This window comes from Cryobacterium sp. TMT4-10 (assembly GCF_004403275.1).
Lineage (GTDB): Bacteria > Actinomycetota > Actinomycetes > Actinomycetales > Microbacteriaceae > Cryobacterium > Cryobacterium shii.
In genome coordinates this window covers 1-18,213 of record NZ_SOGU01000041.1, presented here as the reverse complement: position 1 = coordinate 18,213, position 18,213 = coordinate 1, and the positions used below count along the sequence as shown (strand labels likewise).

12 protein-coding genes are annotated in these 18,213 nt (G+C 66.7%); 8 read left to right on the top strand and 4 right to left on the bottom strand.

Features of this window, described 5'->3' with window-relative positions; translation table 11 throughout:
- Window positions 1-71 precede the first annotated feature (71 nt).
- Both E3T42_RS06470 and E3T42_RS06465 read left to right on the top strand, forming a co-directional pair.
- A complete protein-coding gene (locus E3T42_RS06470) occupies window positions 72-650 on the top strand; it encodes a 2-phosphosulfolactate phosphatase (RefSeq protein ID WP_134402685.1) in 579 nt (192 codons plus the stop codon).
- 77 nt (window positions 651-727) lie between these two features.
- Window positions 728-1,030: a DUF427 domain-containing protein gene (locus tag E3T42_RS06465; RefSeq protein WP_134368340.1), complete on the top strand. Its 303-nt coding sequence runs from the start codon at window positions 728-730 to the stop codon at window positions 1,028-1,030.
- Window positions 1,031-1,167: 137 nt separating this feature from the next.
- Here the strand turns inward: E3T42_RS06465 and E3T42_RS06460 are convergent, their stop codons facing one another.
- The 4 genes from E3T42_RS06460 to E3T42_RS06445 all read right to left on the bottom strand — a co-directional run bounded on the left by E3T42_RS06460 (window position 1,168) and on the right by E3T42_RS06445 (window position 4,929).
- The gene (locus E3T42_RS06460; RefSeq protein ID WP_134368341.1) at window positions 1,168-1,662 is read right to left on the bottom strand and encodes a SprT-like domain-containing protein; all 495 of its coding nucleotides are present in this window, start codon (window positions 1,660-1,662) and stop codon (window positions 1,168-1,170) included.
- Window positions 1,662-2,666 (bottom strand): sorbosone dehydrogenase family protein, encoded by a 1,005-nt coding sequence (locus tag E3T42_RS06455; protein ID WP_241975879.1) that lies wholly within the window; start codon window positions 2,664-2,666, stop codon window positions 1,662-1,664. Before E3T42_RS06455 ends, E3T42_RS06460 begins: the two co-directional genes overlap by 1 nt.
- Window positions 2,667-3,091: 425 nt before the next feature.
- Window positions 3,092-3,676: a hypothetical protein gene (locus E3T42_RS06450; protein WP_241975878.1), complete on the bottom strand. Its 585-nt coding sequence runs from the start codon at window positions 3,674-3,676 to the stop codon at window positions 3,092-3,094.
- A 383-nt stretch (window positions 3,677-4,059) separates the two neighbouring features.
- Window positions 4,060-4,929, bottom strand: a complete 870-nt coding sequence (locus tag E3T42_RS06445) for a spermidine synthase (protein ID WP_134368342.1) — start codon at window positions 4,927-4,929, stop codon at window positions 4,060-4,062.
- Between the two features lie 329 nt (window positions 4,930-5,258).
- On the opposite strand from E3T42_RS06445, the gene rpoB reads away from it, so the two are divergent.
- From rpoB to E3T42_RS06415, 6 genes are all read left to right on the top strand, one after another.
- Window positions 5,259-8,753: a DNA-directed RNA polymerase subunit beta gene (rpoB, locus tag E3T42_RS06440; protein ID WP_134368343.1), complete on the top strand. Its 3,495-nt coding sequence runs from the start codon at window positions 5,259-5,261 to the stop codon at window positions 8,751-8,753.
- A 45-nt stretch (window positions 8,754-8,798) separates the two neighbouring features.
- Window positions 8,799-12,695, top strand: coding sequence for a DNA-directed RNA polymerase subunit beta' (locus tag E3T42_RS06435; RefSeq protein WP_134368344.1), 3,897 nt, complete (start codon window positions 8,799-8,801; stop codon window positions 12,693-12,695).
- 150 nt (window positions 12,696-12,845) lie between these two features.
- The gene (locus E3T42_RS06430; RefSeq protein WP_134402684.1) at window positions 12,846-13,520 is read left to right on the top strand and encodes a hypothetical protein; all 675 of its coding nucleotides are present in this window, start codon (window positions 12,846-12,848) and stop codon (window positions 13,518-13,520) included.
- A gap of 97 nt (window positions 13,521-13,617) precedes the next feature.
- Window positions 13,618-16,533, top strand: a complete 2,916-nt coding sequence (locus E3T42_RS06425; RefSeq protein WP_134402683.1) for an EAL domain-containing protein — start codon at window positions 13,618-13,620, stop codon at window positions 16,531-16,533.
- A 356-nt stretch (window positions 16,534-16,889) separates the two neighbouring features.
- Complete coding sequence (locus tag E3T42_RS17260; protein ID WP_241975877.1) at window positions 16,890-17,519, top strand: FIST N-terminal domain-containing protein; 630 nt, start codon at window positions 16,890-16,892, stop codon at window positions 17,517-17,519.
- Window positions 17,413-18,126: an FIST N-terminal domain-containing protein gene (locus E3T42_RS06415; RefSeq protein ID WP_241975880.1), complete on the top strand. Its 714-nt coding sequence runs from the start codon at window positions 17,413-17,415 to the stop codon at window positions 18,124-18,126. Before E3T42_RS17260 ends, E3T42_RS06415 begins: the two co-directional genes overlap by 107 nt.
- Window positions 18,127-18,213 lie beyond the last annotated feature (87 nt).

The window sequence follows — 18,213 nt, the reverse complement described above, 5'->3', positions numbered from 1 at the left end:
GCCCCGCGCCCCGGCCCCCGGACCCCCGGACCCCCGCGCCCCGGACCCCCGCGCCCCGCTACCCTTGTGGCGTGATCAACGCCCAGCCCCAGCAGAAGTACCAGGTTCGGTTCGACGTCGGCCTGGCCGGATTCGAGGCCCTCGCCGGTGCGGCGGATGTGGTCGTGCTGGCCGACGCCCTGCCGCCCGCACCGGGTGAGGCCGGCCCCACGGTGTCGCTGGCCGCGCACCAGGTCATCACGGCGAACCTCGACACCAGTTCCCGGGTCGCCGAGTGGGTGCTCGCCCGCCAGACCGAGAAGGGCGACCGGTTCGCCGTCGCCGTGATCGCCGTGGGCGGGCGCCGCGCCGATGGCGGCGGCCGGTTCGCGGTGGAGGACTTCCTGGTCGCCGGGGCCGTGATCGACGCCCTGTCCGCGCTCGGCATCGACCACTGCTCACCCGAGGCGGCCGCCGCGTCCGCCGCGTTCTCCGGCCTCCAGCGGGCCGTGCGCCACCTCGTCACCGCCTCCGAAACCGGCCTGGCGCTCGCCGCAGACGGGCGCCAGGCCGAGGTGCAGGCCGCGCTCGCGCCAGACCTGTCGACGACGGATGCCGGAGCCGGCCGGCCGGGAATCTCCCGGGTGCGGGAATTCGCCTTCCCCGTCTGAGGTTTGCTCCAGCACGACCGGAATCCCGTCCGGAATCCCGTCCGGAACGGTCGCCTCGAATCGAAGGAGCAGCTCCCATGCAGGCAGTACTCAACGGCGTCGTAGTCGCCGAAGCACCCCAGTCCGACCTGCTCAAGATCGAGGGCACCTGGTACTTCCCGCCGACGAGCGTGAATGCGGACCTGCTCGTGAAGAGCCCGACCCGGTACACCTGCTCCTGGAAGGGCGAGTGCCAGTACTTCAGTGTCCTGGACGGCGAGACCCTGCTTCAGGACCGCGCGTTCAGCTACCCGGCCCCGCCGGCGGCCTCCTTCGCCCGGGTCGGCCAGGACTACAGCAACTACATCGCCTTCTGGAAGGAAGTCCGGGTCTCCGAGTAGCGGTCGCTGAGTAGCGGTCTCAGAGTCGCCCGTGATGCGCCGGGCGGTTGCTCGGCGGGTGGCGCGCGGCTCGAGGCTCTCGGGCTGCGGCCTTCGGTGCCGCCCCGGGTTCCAACGCACTGCCGGTGTTGGCCACCTCAGCTGCCGGTGGCGGCCGCGGCGCGTCTCCGGGCCACCGCGGTGATCTCGCGCCGGGTCCAGTTGATCAGGAACGCCCGGTCGAACCCGCGCCCGCACAGCCCACAGGCGAAGGCGCGGGTCGGCTGGCGGTAGCGGTAGTGCACGTGCCCGGCCGGGCAGGTGCCGACCCAGGGCGCGAGCTCGTCGGCGATCTCCCCGTCGTGCGTGCGCTTGCCGTCGTAGCCGAGGTTGAACGCGGTCAGTTTCCACTTCGGGCCGTGGCCGGCGCGGGGCCCCGCGAGGGCGTGTGCCACCTCGTGCAGCAGGATCTGGTGCACCTCGTCATCCTCGTAACGCGCGGCCAGGTACCGGGACACGGTGATGCGCCGGGCGGTGAAGTTGCAGAGGCCGGCCCGCTTCTTCGCGTTGTCGAACGCGAACGACCAGGTGGGGTCGAGGTGCAGGGCGATGAGGGCGTCGGCCCAGTGTCGCACTCGGTCGAGGTCGGCCATCAGGGCGCCACCCTCACCTGGTAGAGCCTGTCGTCGCCGGGGGAGGGTGTGCCGCGGCCATCCGTGTTATTACTCACGAACCACAGTGTGCCATTGGGGCCGGACACCACATCACGCAGTCGCCCGAAGCTGCCTGCGAACCAGTCGTCGACCTCGCCTGTGGAGGGAACGATGCGCCAGAGGCGCTCGCCGCGGAGAGCCGCCATGAAGAGGGTGTCGTTGACGACGGCCAGGCCGCTGGGGCTGGCCTCGCTGGTGGGCCACTGCTCGACCGGGTCGATGAAGCCGGAATCATTGGCCTGGCCGGTGCCCCTCCCCTCGACGGTGGGCCAGCCGTAGTTGCCGCCGGGAACGATGCGGTTCAGTTCGTCCCAGGTGTTCTGGCCGAACTCGCTGGCCCAGAGGGCCCCGGTGCTGTCCCAGGCGATGCCCTGCGGATTGCGGTGACCGTAGGAGTAGACGAGGGTGCCGAACGGGTTGCCGGCCGGTACGCCACCGGTCGGCGTCATGCGCAGGATCTTGCCGCCGACCGAGCTCAGGTTCTGCGCGTTGGCGGTGTTCCCGGCGTCCCCGGCGGTGGCGTAGAGCAGGCCGTCCGGTCCGAATCCGAGCCGGCCGCCGTTGTGGTTGCCGGCCTTCGGGATGCCGCGGAGCACCGGTTCCGGGTCGCCGAGGGTGTGGCTGCCCGCGGCGCCGAGGAGCGGCATCCGCACGATCTGGTTGTCGTCGGCGGTCGTGGCGTAGGCGTAGACCCAGCCGGTCCCGCCCGGTGCGGCCGAGTCGGCCAGGGCGGCGAGGCCGAGCAGGCCGCCTTCGCCCTGCGGTCGCACATCGGCGACCCGTCCGGCGTCCCGCAGGGTGCCGTCGGGCAGGAGCTCACGAACGAGCGCCGTGTCACGCTCGCTGATCAGGGTGCTCCCGTCGGGCAGGCGCAGGATCGACCACGGCGCCTCGAGCCCGGACGCGATCACGACGGGGTCCCCGACCGGGCGAACCGGCGGCACGCTGGTGCCGCTGGTGCCGCCGCTGCCGCCGGCAGGCGACCCCGTTTGCGACGGATCAGGTCGGGCCGGGGTCTCGCTGGCGCCGGAGCGCCTGACGTGCAGGCGCTGAGCAGCGGCACCGCGCCGAGCACCAGCGCCAGGCCCACGGCGATGGCGACCATCCGCCCTCGGCCGCCGGGACGCATCCGCCCGTTCATGTCCTACCTCGTTTCGCGCCGGGTGTCCTGTGCTGTCCTCTGCACGTTCCGGCATGCCCCGGATTTCGGCTGCGGGTCGGGCACCGTTCCCGTGCATAACTCCTGCAAAACCGTTCGGGGTGCCGGCGTGGGCCGCGTGATTCCGGCTTCGGCACAACTGGCGCGCACAAATTGCAGGAGTTACGTTCGGGGTGCCGGGGTGCCGGGTGCGGGTGCGGGGCGCCGGAGTCAGCTGCGCGCGGTGCCCTCGGCGATGTACGACTCGACCACGGCAACCGCGATCAGGGCGCTCTCCAGCAGTGCGGGGGTGGCGCCCGCCTTCTCCTGCAGGAACACCGCCGCCGTGAAGTCGGCCATAGCCGCCTCGAGTTCGCCCTGTTCGAAGTAGACCTTGCCCCGGTTCTCCCGGGCGGACGCGGCCACGGCGGTCCACTCGTGCGTCTCGGATTCGAGAACGCAGTGGGTCAGCTCGGCGGCCGCCTCGTCGAGCTTGCCCATGAACTGCTGCACCTGCGCACGACGGATGCGGCAGTTCGCGAGTTCTTCCCGCGACCCGGTGAACCGGGCCTGGCGCAGGGCCGTGCTGGCGATGTCCCAGGCCTCGTCGAGCCGGCCGATCAGCCGCAGCAGCGTGACCTTCTCGTTGAGGGCGGACTGGCTGCGCAGGGCCCCGAGCTCGTCGAGGCGCAGTTCGGCGGCATGGAGGTCGACTTTTTCACGCAGGGTGACGGCGTCGTAGCCAGTGATGATGGGCAGGGTGTGGTCCTGAGGCGAAGGCGGCAGCTGCCGCGGGAGGAACGTGGTCCCGTCCACACTAACCCCGGCCGGGCGAGGCCGGTCCCCGTTCAGGGGATATCCGCCCGCCAGTTGTGGCCAACTCAGGAGATACCGGCCCGGCAGCCCGCCGCGCCGCATAGAAACGGATGCCCGGAGTCGGCTCCCGTAGGATCTCCTGAGTTAGCCCCAAGCCGCCGGGAGCCCCCTGCCGAGCTAGGTCAGGCACCCGTTGAGGGGATATCCACCCGCCAGCTGTGGCTAACTCAGGAAATACCCGTTGGACAAGTTGCAGGGCCGCGCAAAGACGGATGCCCGAAGCCCGCCTCCGCGAGATCTCCTGAATTAGCCACCATGACGCCCATCACGCCCATCACGCCCATGACGCCCATCACGCCCATCACGCGCGACGAGGCGGCGGCTCAGTTGCCGACCTGGAAGACCGTGCGGCCGGGCAGCGGGGACGGGGTCGCCGTCGCATCCGTCGTCACCATGGCGGTGGCCATGAACTGCGCGAGCTCGGCGCCCTCGACCACCTTCGACGGGTGCGGCCCGCCGGCGAGCAGCCGCTGCACCCAGGTCGTGTCGATCGGCGTGTGGGCGGCCACGAAGACGATGTTGCCGAACCGGCGCCCCTTGAGCACCTGCGTCTCGGCGAGGGCGAGCACGTGGGCGAACACGGCCGACAGCGTCGCGGCCTGCGAGCGCGCGAACGGCAGTCCGGGCCCGTCGGCGGCGTTCACGACGAGCACCCCGCGCGGGCTGAGCAGGGGAGCGGCCAGCTTGTAGAACTCCCGGCTGGTGACGTGGGCCGGGGTGCGCGCCCCGGAGAAGATGTCGACGACGACCAGGTCGACCGCGCCGTGCAGCCCGGCCGGCAGCTTGGCCAGCACCTCGCGCGCGTCGCCGTGGCGCACCCGCAGGTTCGCGCGCTTGTCCCAGGGCAGCTCCGCCCGCACGAAGTCGATCAGGTCGCTCTCCAGCTCCACCACCTGCTGCCGCGAACCGGGGCGGGTGGCCTCCACATATCGCGGCAGCGTCAGCGCGCCGGCGCCGAGGTGCACGGCCGTGATCGGCTCGCCCACGTCGCCGATCAGGTCGATCACGTGGCCGATCCGCTGCACGTACTCGAAGAACAGGTCGCCGGGGTTGTCCAGGTTCACGTTCGACTGCGGGGTGCCGTCCACGATCAGGTTGAAGCTGCCCGGGGTGAACCGGTCGGGTTCGATCACGGCGTGGTGACCGCTCAGTTTCAGGGTGATCGACGGATGCTCTGCTGCAGGCCTGCTCATCCCTCCAGTTTGCGCCCTCCCCGGCCGCGGCGGGCACGGAGGTCGCCCCGCGGTGGGACCCGACTTATACCTGAGAATTTGCAGACGGTCAAGAATTCGGTGGACAACAGGGGTATAAGCCGCATACACTTGACCTTTGCGCTCCCAGACAAATTAATGCCTTCATATTGCGGTCGGCTTTGCGTGCTCAAGCCACCTTGACGCATACCTCGTTCCAGAACTTTTGAACACAGAGGGTCTGAGGAGTTCGTACTCAGTATTCATTACTGGTACTCGGTATTCATTTCTAACAGTGACTAGACCTGACGGGGTCTACGGAGGTTATTTCCTTGGCTGCTGCGCGCAACGCAACCACCAATTCACCCAAGAACGGACGCGCCGCTGGGCGTCTTTCGTTCGCGAAGATCACCGACAATCTGACTGTTCCGGACCTGCTCGCTTTGCAGACCGAGAGCTTCGATTGGCTCGTTGGCAACGACAAATGGAAACAGCGCATTGCTGAAGGCCAGGCGGCCGGTCGTCAGGACCTGCCGACCCGCACCGGCCTCGACGAGATCTTCGAAGAGATCTCCCCGATCGAGGACCTCGGCGAAACGATGCAGCTGTCGTTCACCAACCCGGAGCTCGAGCCGGAGAAGTACACCATTGACGAGTGCAAGGAAAAGGGTAAGACCTACTCCGCACCCCTCTATGTGAACGCTGAGTTCATGAACCACCTCACCGGTGAGATCAAGACCCAGACCGTGTTCATGGGTGACTTCCCGCTGATGACCCCCAAGGGCACCTTCGTGATCAACGGCACCGAGCGTGTCGTCGTCTCGCAGCTCGTCCGCTCGCCCGGCGTGTACTTCGACCGCCAGCAGGAGAAGACGTCCGACAAGGACATCTACTCCGCTCGCGTCATCCCGAGCCGCGGCGCCTGGCTCGAATTCGAGATCGACAAGCGCGACCAGGTCGGCGTTCGCATCGACCGCAAGCGCAAGCAGTCGGTGACTGTCTTCCTCAAGGCCCTCGGCCTCACGAGCGAAGAGATCCTCGAAGAGTTCAAGGGCTTCGCGTCCATCGAGCTCACCCTTGAGAAGGACAACATCCTGACCAAGGAAGAAGCCCTCAAGGACATCTACCGCAAGCTGCGTCCGGGCGAACAGGTTGCCGCCGAGGCCGCCCGCGCGCTCCTCGACAACTTCTTCTTCAACTCCAAGCGCTACGACCTGGCCAAGGTCGGTCGTTACAAGATCAACCGCAAGCTCGGCCTCGAAGCGCCGCTCGGCGACTCCGTGCTGACGCTCAAGGACATCCTGGCCACGATCAAGTACCTGGTTGCGCTGCACGACAACCAGACCACGATCGCCGGGATCCGCGACGGCAAGCCCACCGACATCCGCATCGACATCGACGACATCGACCACTTCGGTAACCGTCGCATCCGTGCCGTCGGCGAGCTCATCCAGAACCAGGTCCGCACCGGCCTGTCCCGCATGGAGCGCGTCGTTCGCGAGCGCATGACCACGCAGGACATCGAAGCGATCACCCCGCAGACCCTGATCAACGTGCGCCCCGTCGTCGCCGCGATCAAGGAGTTCTTCGGTACCTCGCAGCTGTCGCAGTTCATGGACCAGAACAACCCGCTCGCCGGACTGACGCACAAGCGTCGCCTGTCCGCGCTGGGCCCGGGTGGTCTGTCCCGTGACCGCGCCGGCGTCGAGGTGCGAGACGTTCACCCCTCGCACTACGGCCGGATGTGCCCCATTGAGACCCCGGAAGGCCCGAACATCGGCCTGATCGGTTCGCTCGCCTCGTTCGCGCGGATCAACGCCTTCGGTTTCATTGAGACCCCGTACCGCCGCGTCGTCGATGGAGTGGTCCTCAACGACCAGATCGACTACCTGACGGCCAGCGAAGAAGACGAGTTCATCGTCGCCCAGGCGAACGCGCCGCTCACCAAGGACTGGCGCTTCGCTGATGCCCGTGTTCTCGCCCGCAAGAAGGGTGGAGAGGTTGACCTCTTCCCCGCGGAAGACATCGGCTACATGGATGTTTCGCCTCGCCAGATGGTGTCCGTCGCCACCTCGCTCATCCCGTTCCTCGAGCACGACGATGCGAACCGCGCCCTCATGGGTGCCAACATGCAGCGTCAGGCCGTCCCGCTCCTGATGAGCGAGAGCCCGCTCGTCGGTACCGGCATGGAGGTCTTCGCGGCCATCGACGCCGGTGACGTGCTCACCGCCGACAAGGCCGGCGTGGTGATGGAGGTTTCGGCCGACGTCGTCACCATCCAGCTCGACGAGGGTGGAACGCAGGAGTACTACCTGCGCAAGTTCGCCCGCTCGAACCAGGGCACGAGCTACAACCACCGCGTGATCGTCACCGCCGGCGAGCGGATCGAAGTCGGCGAAGTCATCGCCGACGGCCCCGCCACCGAGAACGGCGAGCTCGCGCTCGGCAAGAACCTGCTCGTCGCGTTCATGCCGTGGGAGGGTTACAACTTCGAGGACGCGATCATCCTGAGCCAGAACCTGGTCAAGGACGACACACTCTCCTCGATTCACATCGAGGAATACGAGGTTGACGCTCGCGACACCAAGCTGGGCAAGGAAGAGATCACTCGCGACCTGCCCAACGTGTCGCCCGACCTGCTCGCCGACCTCGACGAGCGCGGCATCATCCGGATCGGTGCCGAGGTTCGCCCCGGCGACATCCTCGTCGGCAAGGTCACGCCCAAGGGCGAGACCGAGCTGTCCGCCGAGGAGCGCCTGCTGCGCGCCATCTTCAACGAGAAGAGCCGCGAAGTTCGCGACACCTCGCTGAAGGTTCCCCACGGTGAGCGCGGCACCATCATCGGTGTCAAGGTGTTCGACTCGCAGGATGGCGACGACGAGCTCGGCTCGGGCGTCAACCAGCGCGTTGCCGTCTTCATCGCTCAGAAGCGCAAGATCACCGAGGGTGACAAGCTCGCCGGCCGTCACGGCAACAAGGGTGTTATTTCCCGCATCCTGCCGATCGAGGACATGCCGTTCCTCGCCGACGGAACCCCGGTCGACATCATCCTCAACCCGCTGGGCATCCCCGGTCGAATGAACTTCGGCCAGGTCCTGGAAACCCACCTGGGCTGGATCGCCAAGCAGGGCTGGCAGGTGGAAGGCAAGCCCAAGTGGGCCGGCCGTCTGCCCGAGGCCGCTCACAGTGCAGCCCCGAACACCAAGGTCGCGACCCCGGTGTTCGACGGCGCGCTCGAGGTCGAGATCGAGGGTCTGCTGAACTCCACGACCAAGACCCGTGACGGCGACCGCCTGATCGACTCCACCGGCAAGACCCAGCTCTTCGACGGCCGCTCCGGCGAGCCGTTCCCGAACCCGGTCTCCGTGGGCTACATGTACATCCTGAAGCTCCACCACCTTGTCGATGACAAGATCCACGCCCGTTCCACCGGCCCCTACTCCATGATCACGCAGCAGCCGCTGGGTGGTAAGGCGCAGTTCGGTGGACAGCGTTTCGGTGAGATGGAGGTGTGGGCGCTCGAAGCATATGGAGCCGCTTACGCACTGCAGGAACTCCTGACGATCAAGTCTGACGATATCCTCGGCCGCGTGAAGGTCTACGAGGCCATCGTCAAGGGCGAGAACATCCAGGAGCCCGGCATCCCGGAGAGCTTCAAGGTTCTGATCAAGGAAATGCAGTCGCTGTGCCTGAACGTGGAGGTGCTGTCTTCCGACGGAACCGCCGTCAGCCTGCGCGACACGGATGACGAGGTGTTCCGCGCTGCGGAAGAACTCGGCATCAACATTTCCACCCGGTTTGAGTCGTCCTCGATCGACGACATCTAGGCCCGGCCGATGACGAACACTTCGAATACTTTCCAAGGAGAGAAATTGCTCGACGTAACCACATTTGACGAGCTTCGCATTGGCCTTGCGACCGCCGACGACATCCGTCGCTGGTCTCACGGTGAGGTCAAGAAGCCCGAAACCATCAACTACCGCACGCTCAAGCCGGAAAAAGACGGCCTGTTCGGCGAGCAGATCTTCGGCCCGTCACGGGACTGGGAATGCTCGTGCGGAAAGTACAAGCGAGTGCGCTTCAAAGGCATCGTTTGTGAGCGTTGTGGCGTAGAGGTCACGAAGTCGTCGGTGCGCCGTGAGCGCATGGGCCACATCGAGCTCGCCGCCCCGGTCACCCACATCTGGTATTTCAAGGGTGTCCCCTCGCGTCTCGGCTACCTGCTGGACATGGCTCCGAAGGACCTCGAAAAGGTCATCTACTTCGCCGCGTACATGGTCATCACGGTTGACGAAGACGGCCGCCACCAGGACATGCCCGGCCTTGAGAACGAGCTCCGCCTCGAGATCAAGACCATCGAGGGTCAGCGCGATTCCCGGATCGCCGACCGTCTGCAGCGACTGGAGACCGACCTCGCCGCACTGGAGGCCGAAGGCGCCAAGAGCGACCAGAAGAAGCGCACCAAGGACGCCGCCGAAAAGGAGATGAGCCAGGTCCGCAAGTCTCTCGACGAGCAGATCGCTCACCTTGAGCGCGTGTGGGAAGACTTCCGCACCCTCAAGGTCGGCGACCTCAAGCCTGAGGACTCGGTCTTCCACGAGCTGCAGGACCGCTTCGGCATGTACTTCGAGGCCTACATGGGCGCCGAAGCCATCAAGAAGCGCCTGCTGGCCTTCGACCTGGTCACCGAAAGCGAAAACCTGCACCTGCAGATCGCGGAGGGCAAGGGCCAGAAGAAGATCCGTGCGATCAAGCGCCTCCGCGTGGTCAACGCGTTCATTATCACCGGCAACTCGCCGGCCGCGATGGTTCTCGACGTCGTCCCCGTGATCCCGCCCGAACTGCGCCCGATGGTGCAGCTCGACGGTGGCCGCTTCGCGACGAGCGACCTCAACGACCTCTACCGTCGTGTGATCAACCGCAACAACCGCCTGCGTCGTCTGCTTGACCTCGGTGCCCCCGAGATCATCGTGAACAACGAGAAGCGGATGCTGCAGGAGGCCGTTGACGCACTGTTCGACAACGGTCGGCGTGGTCGCCCCGTCACGGGTACCGGTAACCGCGCCCTCAAGTCCCTGAGCGACATGCTCAAGGGCAAGCAGGGTCGTTTCCGTCAGAACCTGCTCGGCAAGCGCGTCGACTACTCCGGCCGTTCGGTCATCGTCGTCGGCCCGCAGCTCAAGCTGCACCAGTGTGGTCTGCCCAAGCAGATGGCACTCGAGCTGTTCAAGCCGTTCGTGATCAAGCGCCTGATCGACCTGAGCCACGCTCAGAACATCAAGGCGGCCAAGCGCATGGTCGAACGTTCACGCCCGCAGGTCTGGGACGTGCTCGAGGAGATCATCCGCGAACGCCCCGTGCTGCTCAACCGTGCGCCCACGCTGCACCGTCTGGGTATCCAGGCGTTCGAGCCTCAGCTCGTGGAGGGTAAGGCCATCCAGCTGCACCCCCTCGTCTGTGCCGCGTTCAACGCCGACTTCGACGGTGACCAGATGGCAGTCCACCTGCCGCTGTCGATGGAAGCCCAGGCCGAAGCGCGCATCCTGATGCTCGCCTCGAACAACATCCTCAAGCCGTCAGACGGCCGCCCGGTGACCCTGCCCACCCAGGACATGATCATCGGTCTGCACCACCTGACCACGCTCAAGGAAGGCGTCATCGGCGAGGGCCGCGCGTTCTCCTCCGTTGCGGAAGCGATCCTTGCTTTCGACCAGAAGTCGCTCGACCTCAACGCCAAGGTGCGCATTCGCCTGGCCGACAAGTACTTCGAAGAGGGCACGCAGCCTGACGGCGTCGAACTCGTGGGCGGTCAAGCTGTCGGTGTCACCCTGGTCACCACGACGCTCGGCCGGGCCATCTTCAACGAGGCCATGCCGGTCGACTACCCGTACTTCGAAAAGGTCGCCGACAAGGGCAGCCTCTCGGCGATCGTCAACGACCTCGCCGAGCGGTACCCGAAGGTGGAGGTTGCCGCGACGCTGGACCGCGTCAAGGACGCCGGTTTCTACTGGGCTACCCGCTCCGGTGTGACCGTGGCGCTCAGCGACATCCTGACCCCGCCGAACAAGCCGCAGATCGTTGCCGGCTACGAGAAGCAGGCCGCCAAGGTTCAGTCGCAGTTCGAGAAGGGTCTCACGACTGACCTCGAGCGTCGCCAGGAGCTCATTCAGATCTGGACGAAGGCGACCGAAGACGTAGCCACGGCCATGCAGGCGAACTTCCCGAAGGACAACACCATCAACCGCATGGTGACGTCGGGTGCTCGTGGTAACTGGCTGCAGGTGCGAAACATCGCCGGTATGCGAGGCCTGGTCAACAACCCGAAGGGTGAGATCATCCCTCGCCCGATCATCTCGAGCTACCGCGAAGGCCTGTCCGTCGCCGAGTACTTCATTGCTACTCACGGTGCTCGTAAGGGTCTGGCCGACACGGCTCTGCGTACCGCTGACTCGGGGTACCTGACCCGTCGTCTCGTGGACGTCTCGCAGGATGTCATCATCCGTGAAGACGACTGTGGAACGACCAAGGGCCTCGAGCTGCCGATCGCCGAGATCAACCCGATGGGTGAGCTCGTTCGTCACCCCAACGTGGAGAACGCGGTCTACGCTCGCAGCCTCGCCACCCCGGCGGTCAACGCCAAGGGCGAAGTTGTGGCCGAAGCCGGCGCCGACGTGGGCGACGTGATGATCCAGAAGCTGGTCGAGGCCGGTGTCGAGAACATCAAGGTGCGCTCGGTGCTGACCTGCGAGTCGGCCGTCGGTGTCTGTGCGGTCTGCTACGGCCGTTCACTCGCCACCGGGCTGCTCGTCGACATCGGTGAGGCCGTCGGTATCATCGCCGCACAGTCCATCGGTGAGCCCGGCACGCAGCTCACCATGCGTACCTTCCACACCGGTGGATCGGCATCCGCCGACGACATCACCCAGGGTCTGCCTCGCGTGCAGGAACTGTTTGAGGCTCGTACCCCCAAGGGTGCGTCGCCGATCGTCGACACCGCCGGTCGCATCACCATCGAAGACACGGACCGCAGCCGCAAGGTGATCCTGACCCCCGACAACGGCGATGAGCCGATTGCCTACCCGGTGCTCAAGCGCTCCACCCTCCTCGTGGAGGATGGCCAGCACGTCGAGCTCGGCACGCAGATCATCATCGGCGCCGTCGACCCGAAGGAAGTTCTCCGGGTCAAGGGTGTCCGCGCCGTGCAGAAGCACATCGTCGGCGGCGTGCAGGATGTCTACCGTTCGCAGGGCGTGCCGATTCACGACAAGCACATTGAGGTCATCGTTCGCCAGATGCTCCGCAAGGTGACCGTCGTCGAACACGGCGACACCGGCCTGCTCCCGGGCGAGCTCGTCGACCGGTTGAAGTACAACGACCTCAACCGCACCGCGCTCACCGAGGGCAAGAAGACGGCCTCGGCTCGTCAGGAAGTCATGGGTATCACCAAGGCTTCGCTGGCAACCGAGTCCTGGCTGTCGGCCGCTTCCTTCCAGGAAACCACCCGGGTTTTGACCCAGGCGGCCATGGAAGGCAAGAGCGACCCGCTGATGGGCCTCAAGGAGAACGTGATCATCGGAAAGCTGATCCCGGCCGGCACCGGCCTCCCCCGTTACCGCGACGTCACCGTCGAGGCAACGGATGAAGCTAAGGCTGAGCGTTACCCGAACCGCATCTTCACCGATGATGCCGCGTTCAACGAGGGTGACCTGAGCTTCGTCGACTTCGAGAGCTTCTCGTCGGATGACTTCACCCCCGGCACCTACAACTAGCCACTAGTTCAGGTTCCACGGATGGCCCCCTGCTTCGGCAGGGGGCCATCCGGCTTTAACCCGCCGGACCCCGTTGTCGTGTCCTCGGTTCCGGCTAGGCTGATCGCAAAAGTCAGGGGGGGGGTCTCGCATGGNGGGGGGGGGTCTCGCATGGGTGCTGAAAGTCCGATGTACGGTTCCGGCACAGGCAGCGGACGGCGGCGCGCGCTTCTGGCCGCGATCGGCATCCTGGTGATCGTCCCGCTGGTCGGAGTCATCGTCTACCTGTCCGGTGAGGCCAGGTCAGAGGATTCGGCCGGGCGACCGCACCCCACGTCCACGCCCACCCCGGTGGCGGTGGCGCCACCCGCGCCGATCACGACCGGGCCGCATCCGTCGTCCTGCGAGGCGTTGTACAGCCCCGCCATGGTGGCGGCCTTCGGCGATCTCGTGCTCAACCCGGCCTGGGTGAAAGGCGCCGACGCCGGCGTGCGCCGCGGCACGGACGACCCCGAACTCGGCGCCCTGATCGACGGTTCGGCGGACAAGCTCACCTGCGTCTGGGGGAGCGCGGCCGGCGGATCCGGCACCGGTGTCAGCACGAACCTGGTCTGGGTGACGCCCGAGCAGAGCGCGGCCGTCCAGGCGCGGCTGGTCGCCGCGGGCATGAACTGCTACGAGGAACTCGGCGGGATGCGGTGCATCGTCGAAGGGGTGAATGCGGGCGGCACCCAGGGGGAGTCGCACTTCCTGCGGGACGGCATCTGGCTGGCCACCCGGTATGTGAACGCGGGTCCCGACGGTTACACCCACGACATGGTCGCCAACATCTGGGCCGGCGCGTAGAGCCGTCAAACCCGCGTCGCGTTTCCGGCCCCGATCCCAGTAAGATAAAGGCATCAACCGACATCCGGCGTGTCGGGATCAGAGGGACAATGTGCGGATGCGTGTAATCAGCCGGGTCGGTGCAGCCTCGGTCGGAGTCCTCGGGCTCATCGTTCTCGTGGGCTGGTATCTGGGCGTCGCCACCGTGCCCGATTCCGTCGCGGGGCTCTGGACCATGAAGCCCATGCCGGCGTTGGCGTTCGTTTTGCTCGCCGTCGCCGTGCTCGCACTCGATCGACGGCGGGCGGTTCTCGGCCTGGGCCTGGCGGTCGGGTTGATCGGCGGCCTCACCCTCGCGGAGTACATTCTCGGCGCCTCCCTCGGCATTGACGTGCTCCTGCCGGGGATCGATTTCGGTGGCCAGGCCGCCCGGATGGCGCCCGCGACGGCGATGTCCCTGCTGCTGCTCGGGGCATCCGTCGTCGCCAGCCGGTTCGAGCGCACCACCGTGATGCTCACCCTCGTGCTGGCCGCGCTCGGGGTCAGCCTGGTCGCGGTACTCGGGTATGCCTACGGGGTGTCTTCGCTCTATACCGTCGCCGGCCTGACGAGCATGGCCCTGCCCACGGCACTGGCCCTGGCCGTGCTGTCGGTATCCATCATGCTGCAGCGCCCGTCTCTCGGGCTGTCCGGTCTCCTCCGCGACCGCGGGAGCGCGGGGCGCCTGCTCCGCCAGGTGATCCCGTTCCTGGTCTTCGGGCCATTCCTGCTCGGCTGGCTCCGGTTGTGGGCCGAGCGTGAAGGCTGGTTCGGCTCGGCGTTCGGCGTGGCCCTGCTGATCATGAGCATGACGTTGCTGAGTTGCGCGCTGGTCTGGGTGGCGGCCCGGCGGCTGCTCGAACTCGACCGGCAGCGTGACGGCGCGATGCAGGCTCTGGCCGAGGCCAACCACACCCTGGAGGCGACGGTCGAGAGCCGCACGCACCAGCTCGCGGAAACAGCCGACACGCTGCACGCACTCATCAAGATCGCCCCGGTCGGCATCGTGCAACTGAACGCGGCGGGCGGCCTGGTCGACGCCAACGACCGGTGGCTGGCTCTGAGCGGGCTCACCAAGAGCCAGTCACGCAGCGACGGCTGGGCGTCGGCCATCCACCCCGACGACACTGACCGGGTGCTGCGGGAGTGGCAGGTCGCCGCGGGCGAGGGCGCGCCCTACGAGACCAGCCTGCGTTTTTACACCCCGACCGGGCAGGTGAACTGGGTTCAGGTGAGTACCGCGCCGATCCGGGACGCGGGGGGAGTGATCGGGCACCTCGCCACTGTCACCGACGTGACCGCGCTGCGGATGGCAGAGAATGCCGCGTCCGCGGCCAGTGCAAGGTTCGAGGCCGCTTTCGACTCCTCGCCGCTGGGAACGGCCATCGTGTCGCTCGACGGCACGGTATTGGAGGCCAACCGGCGACTTCTCGACCTGGCCGGTCGGTCCTCCCCGGTCGTGAACGAGCCGATCGAGGCGATCTTCCTGGGTGTCGAAGTCGGTGGCGACGGCGACGAGGGCGGCGAAGCCGGGCAGCTGGTCGACGGCGCGGTCAACGCTCCGTCCACCCGTCAGCGTCTGGACCGACGGATGCGACGTGCCGACGCCGAGGAGACCTGGGTCAAGGTGAGTATCGCCGAGATTCAAGAAAGCGAGGAGACCGGGCAGCTGCTGTACCAGCTGGAGGACATCACGGCCCGTCGTCTCGCCGAAGCCCGGGTGGAACACCTGGCCTTCCACGACCCGCTGACGAACCTGCCCAACCGGCTGCTCCTGCTGGACCGGCTGAACCAGGCTCTGCTGCAGGCGTCGCGCCGGGGTTTGGGGGTCGCGGTGCTGTTCCTCGACCTGGACCGGTTCAAGTTCGTCAATGACAGCCTCGGCCATCAGGCCGGCGACGCGGTGCTGACCGAGGTTGGCATCCGTCTGCGGCAGAGTGTCCGCTCCACCGACACGGTCTCCCGCATCGGGGGAGACGAGTTCGTGGTGATCTGCCCGGACGTCGGCAGCGGCGCTGACGTGGAGAAGATCGCGGAGACGATCCAGAGGGCCATCGCGATCCCGATCGCGGTGGGCGAGCAGACCGCATCCGTCGATGCGAGCATCGGCATCGCCTTCGGTCTCGGCCAGGACGATGCCGAGACGCTGCTGCACAACGCGGACCAGGCGATGTACCTGGCGAAGGGTCGAGGGCGCGCACGCTACGAGATCTTCGACGACGACCTGCGCACTCGCATCCACCAGCGACTCGACTCTGAGCTGGCGCTGCGCGACGCGGTCGAACTGGGCGAAATCGAGACGTGGTACCAGCCGATCGTCGACCTGCAGCAGAACACGGTCGTGGCGACGGAGGCCCTGGCGCGCTGGCGCCGACCCGCGCGCGGTGTGATCCAGCCGGGCGATTTCATTGCGATCGCGGAGGAGGTCGGGCTGATCAAGCAGATCGGCACCGAGGTGCTCGGCCAGGCTTGCCGCGCGGCGAACGCGCTGGAGCGGGGGATGGCGGTCAGCGTCAACGTCTCGGCCCGGCAATTCGTGCAGGATGACTTCGGCCAGGTCGTGAAGCGCGCGCTGGACGAGTCGGGCCTGCCGCCCGAGCAGTTATGGCTGGAGCTGACCGAGAGCGCTGTGCTCGAAGCGATCGACTCGGCCGCGAAGACCTTCCAGGAACTGCGCGGACTGGGGGTGCGGCTGGCCATCGACGATTTCGGAACCGGCTACTCCTCGTTCACCCACCTGCGGGCGTTCACCGTGGACCTGTTGAAGATCGACCTGACGTTCATTCGCGATCTCGAACGCTCACAGCACGATCGCGCGATCGTGGAGGGCATCCTGCGTCTGGCGGATTCTCTGCATGTGGATGTCGTCGCGGAGGGAATCGAGACGACGAACCAGCGCGACCTGCTGAAAGCCATGGGCTGTCGCTTCGGCCAGGGCTACCTGTTCTCCAAGCCGGCTCCCTCCGTGCAGCCCATGGTGCAGTTCGTCCACTAGCCGTGGCTGCCGCCCCGCCTGCCGCCGTGGCTGCCGCCCCGCCTGCCGCCCCGCCGGTGACTGTTCCCGTTCCGGTCGAGAGTGACCGCTACAGCAGGCACTCTCGACCGGAACGGGAACTCTCGGGTTCGAGTCTGCCTTGAGACCAGCCAGGAACCTGATCGGACGGGTCAGGCGTCCAAGATCAGGCGTCTTGGTGGGGATCGGGCAGGAGGGGGTTTTTGCCGGGCAGGGGTACCGGCGCGGTCCTCATTTAGGGGGACAAGCACCCCCGTCCGGGGTCCAGGCGGAGCGGGGCCCGACTGATAAATTCGGGTCAGGCGGTGAAGCCGGCCGCCCTTGCGACAGGAACCATGATGAGCGTCAGCGAAGCCCAGGTACTGTCCGGCTTCGAGCGTTCCGACTGGTCGAACGGCACGACGGGAACGCAGGCCGCGCCGGGGATCCGCCGGGCGCAGTTCACCGCGTCTGACACCCGGCAAGCCGCCCGCGAATTCCACGCCGGCGTCGCCCACCCCGACACCGCGCTGGTGATGTTCTTCTGTTCGGTGCAGTATGACCTCGACCTGATGGCCTCCGATTTGCAGCGGCTCTTCGTCGGCGTGCAAGTGGTCGGCTGCACGACCGCGGGTGAAATCGGCCCGTCCGGCTATCTGGACCACAGCATCACCGGAGCGAGCTTCCCCCCGGGCAGCTTCAAGGTTGTCAGCGGCGCCCAGCACCAGCTTCACCAGTTTGAACCGGCCCAGGCCCAGAACCTCACGCAGCACCTTCTGCGCCAACTTGACCGCGCCGAGCCGCTGGCCGGCGGCAGCAACACCTTCGCGTACCTGTTGATCGATGGGCCTGTCCGTGCGCGCAGAAAAGGTCAGCCGCGCCGTGCAGAACGGGCTGGGTCGAATTCTCGTGCTCGGCGGTTCGTCGGGCGACGGCATGCAGTTCACCGAGACCTGCGTCTGTGCAGACGGCGCGTTCCGAACCGGTAGTGCGGTTCTGGTCCTGATCAGCACGATGCTGCCTTTCCGCACGTTCAAGACCGACCATTTTGTTCCGACCGACGACCGGGTCGTCGTCACGAGAGCGGATGCCGACCGCCGGGTCGTGTACGAAATCGATGGGCGGCCGGCGGCGGAGGCCTACGCGCAACTGGTGGGGGTGCCGGTGGCGGAACTGACCGCCCAGCACTACGCAGAATGCCCGATGGTCGTCATGATCGCGGGAACCAAATACTTGCGCGCCATCCGATCGGCCAACGCCGACGGCAGCCTGACCTTCTACTGCGCGATCGAAGAGGGCTTGGTTCTGCGCGCGGCGCGCGGCGCGCGGCCCGCGGCCCGCGGCGTGGGCCTCGCGGAGAAGCTGGAGGACACGTTCGTCGAGATCGAGACGGCGATCGGCCGACCTCAGCTGGTGATGGGGTGCGATTGCATCCTGCGCAAGGTCGAGACGAAGTTTCGCGGGCTGGTCGGTCAGTCGCTGGTCGGGATCGTGCTGATCGAAGACGGCCGGTTCACCTACTCCAATTCACGGTTCGCCGACATGTTCGGCTACTCCGAACCGGAAATCCGGGAGCGCGGCCCGCTAGATGAGTGAGTCCTAATGGTCGTAGGCGATGAGGGATCGTTTGTTGGGTGTTCCGAGGAGCCAGTTGTGCCAGATTCCGGCGGCGAGGGCGAGTAG

Excerpts from the sequence above, each read along its gene's own strand:
- E3T42_RS06465 (WP_134368340.1), top strand. The coding sequence starts at position 728 with ATGCAGGCAGTACTCAACGGCGTCGTAGTCGCCGAAGCACCCCAGTCC.
- E3T42_RS06460 (WP_134368341.1), bottom strand. The coding sequence starts at position 1,662 with ATGGCCGACCTCGACCGAGTGCGACACTGGGCCGACGCCCTCATCGCC.
- E3T42_RS06445 (WP_134368342.1), bottom strand. The coding sequence starts at position 4,929 with ATGAGCAGGCCTGCAGCAGAGCATCCGTCGATCACCCTGAAACTGAGC.
- E3T42_RS06430 (WP_134402684.1), top strand. The coding sequence starts at position 12,846 with ATGGGTGCTGAAAGTCCGATGTACGGTTCCGGCACAGGCAGCGGACGG.
- E3T42_RS06425 (WP_134402683.1), top strand. The coding sequence starts at position 13,618 with ATGCGTGTAATCAGCCGGGTCGGTGCAGCCTCGGTCGGAGTCCTCGGG.
- E3T42_RS17260 (WP_241975877.1), top strand. The coding sequence starts at position 16,890 with ATGAGCGTCAGCGAAGCCCAGGTACTGTCCGGCTTCGAGCGTTCCGAC.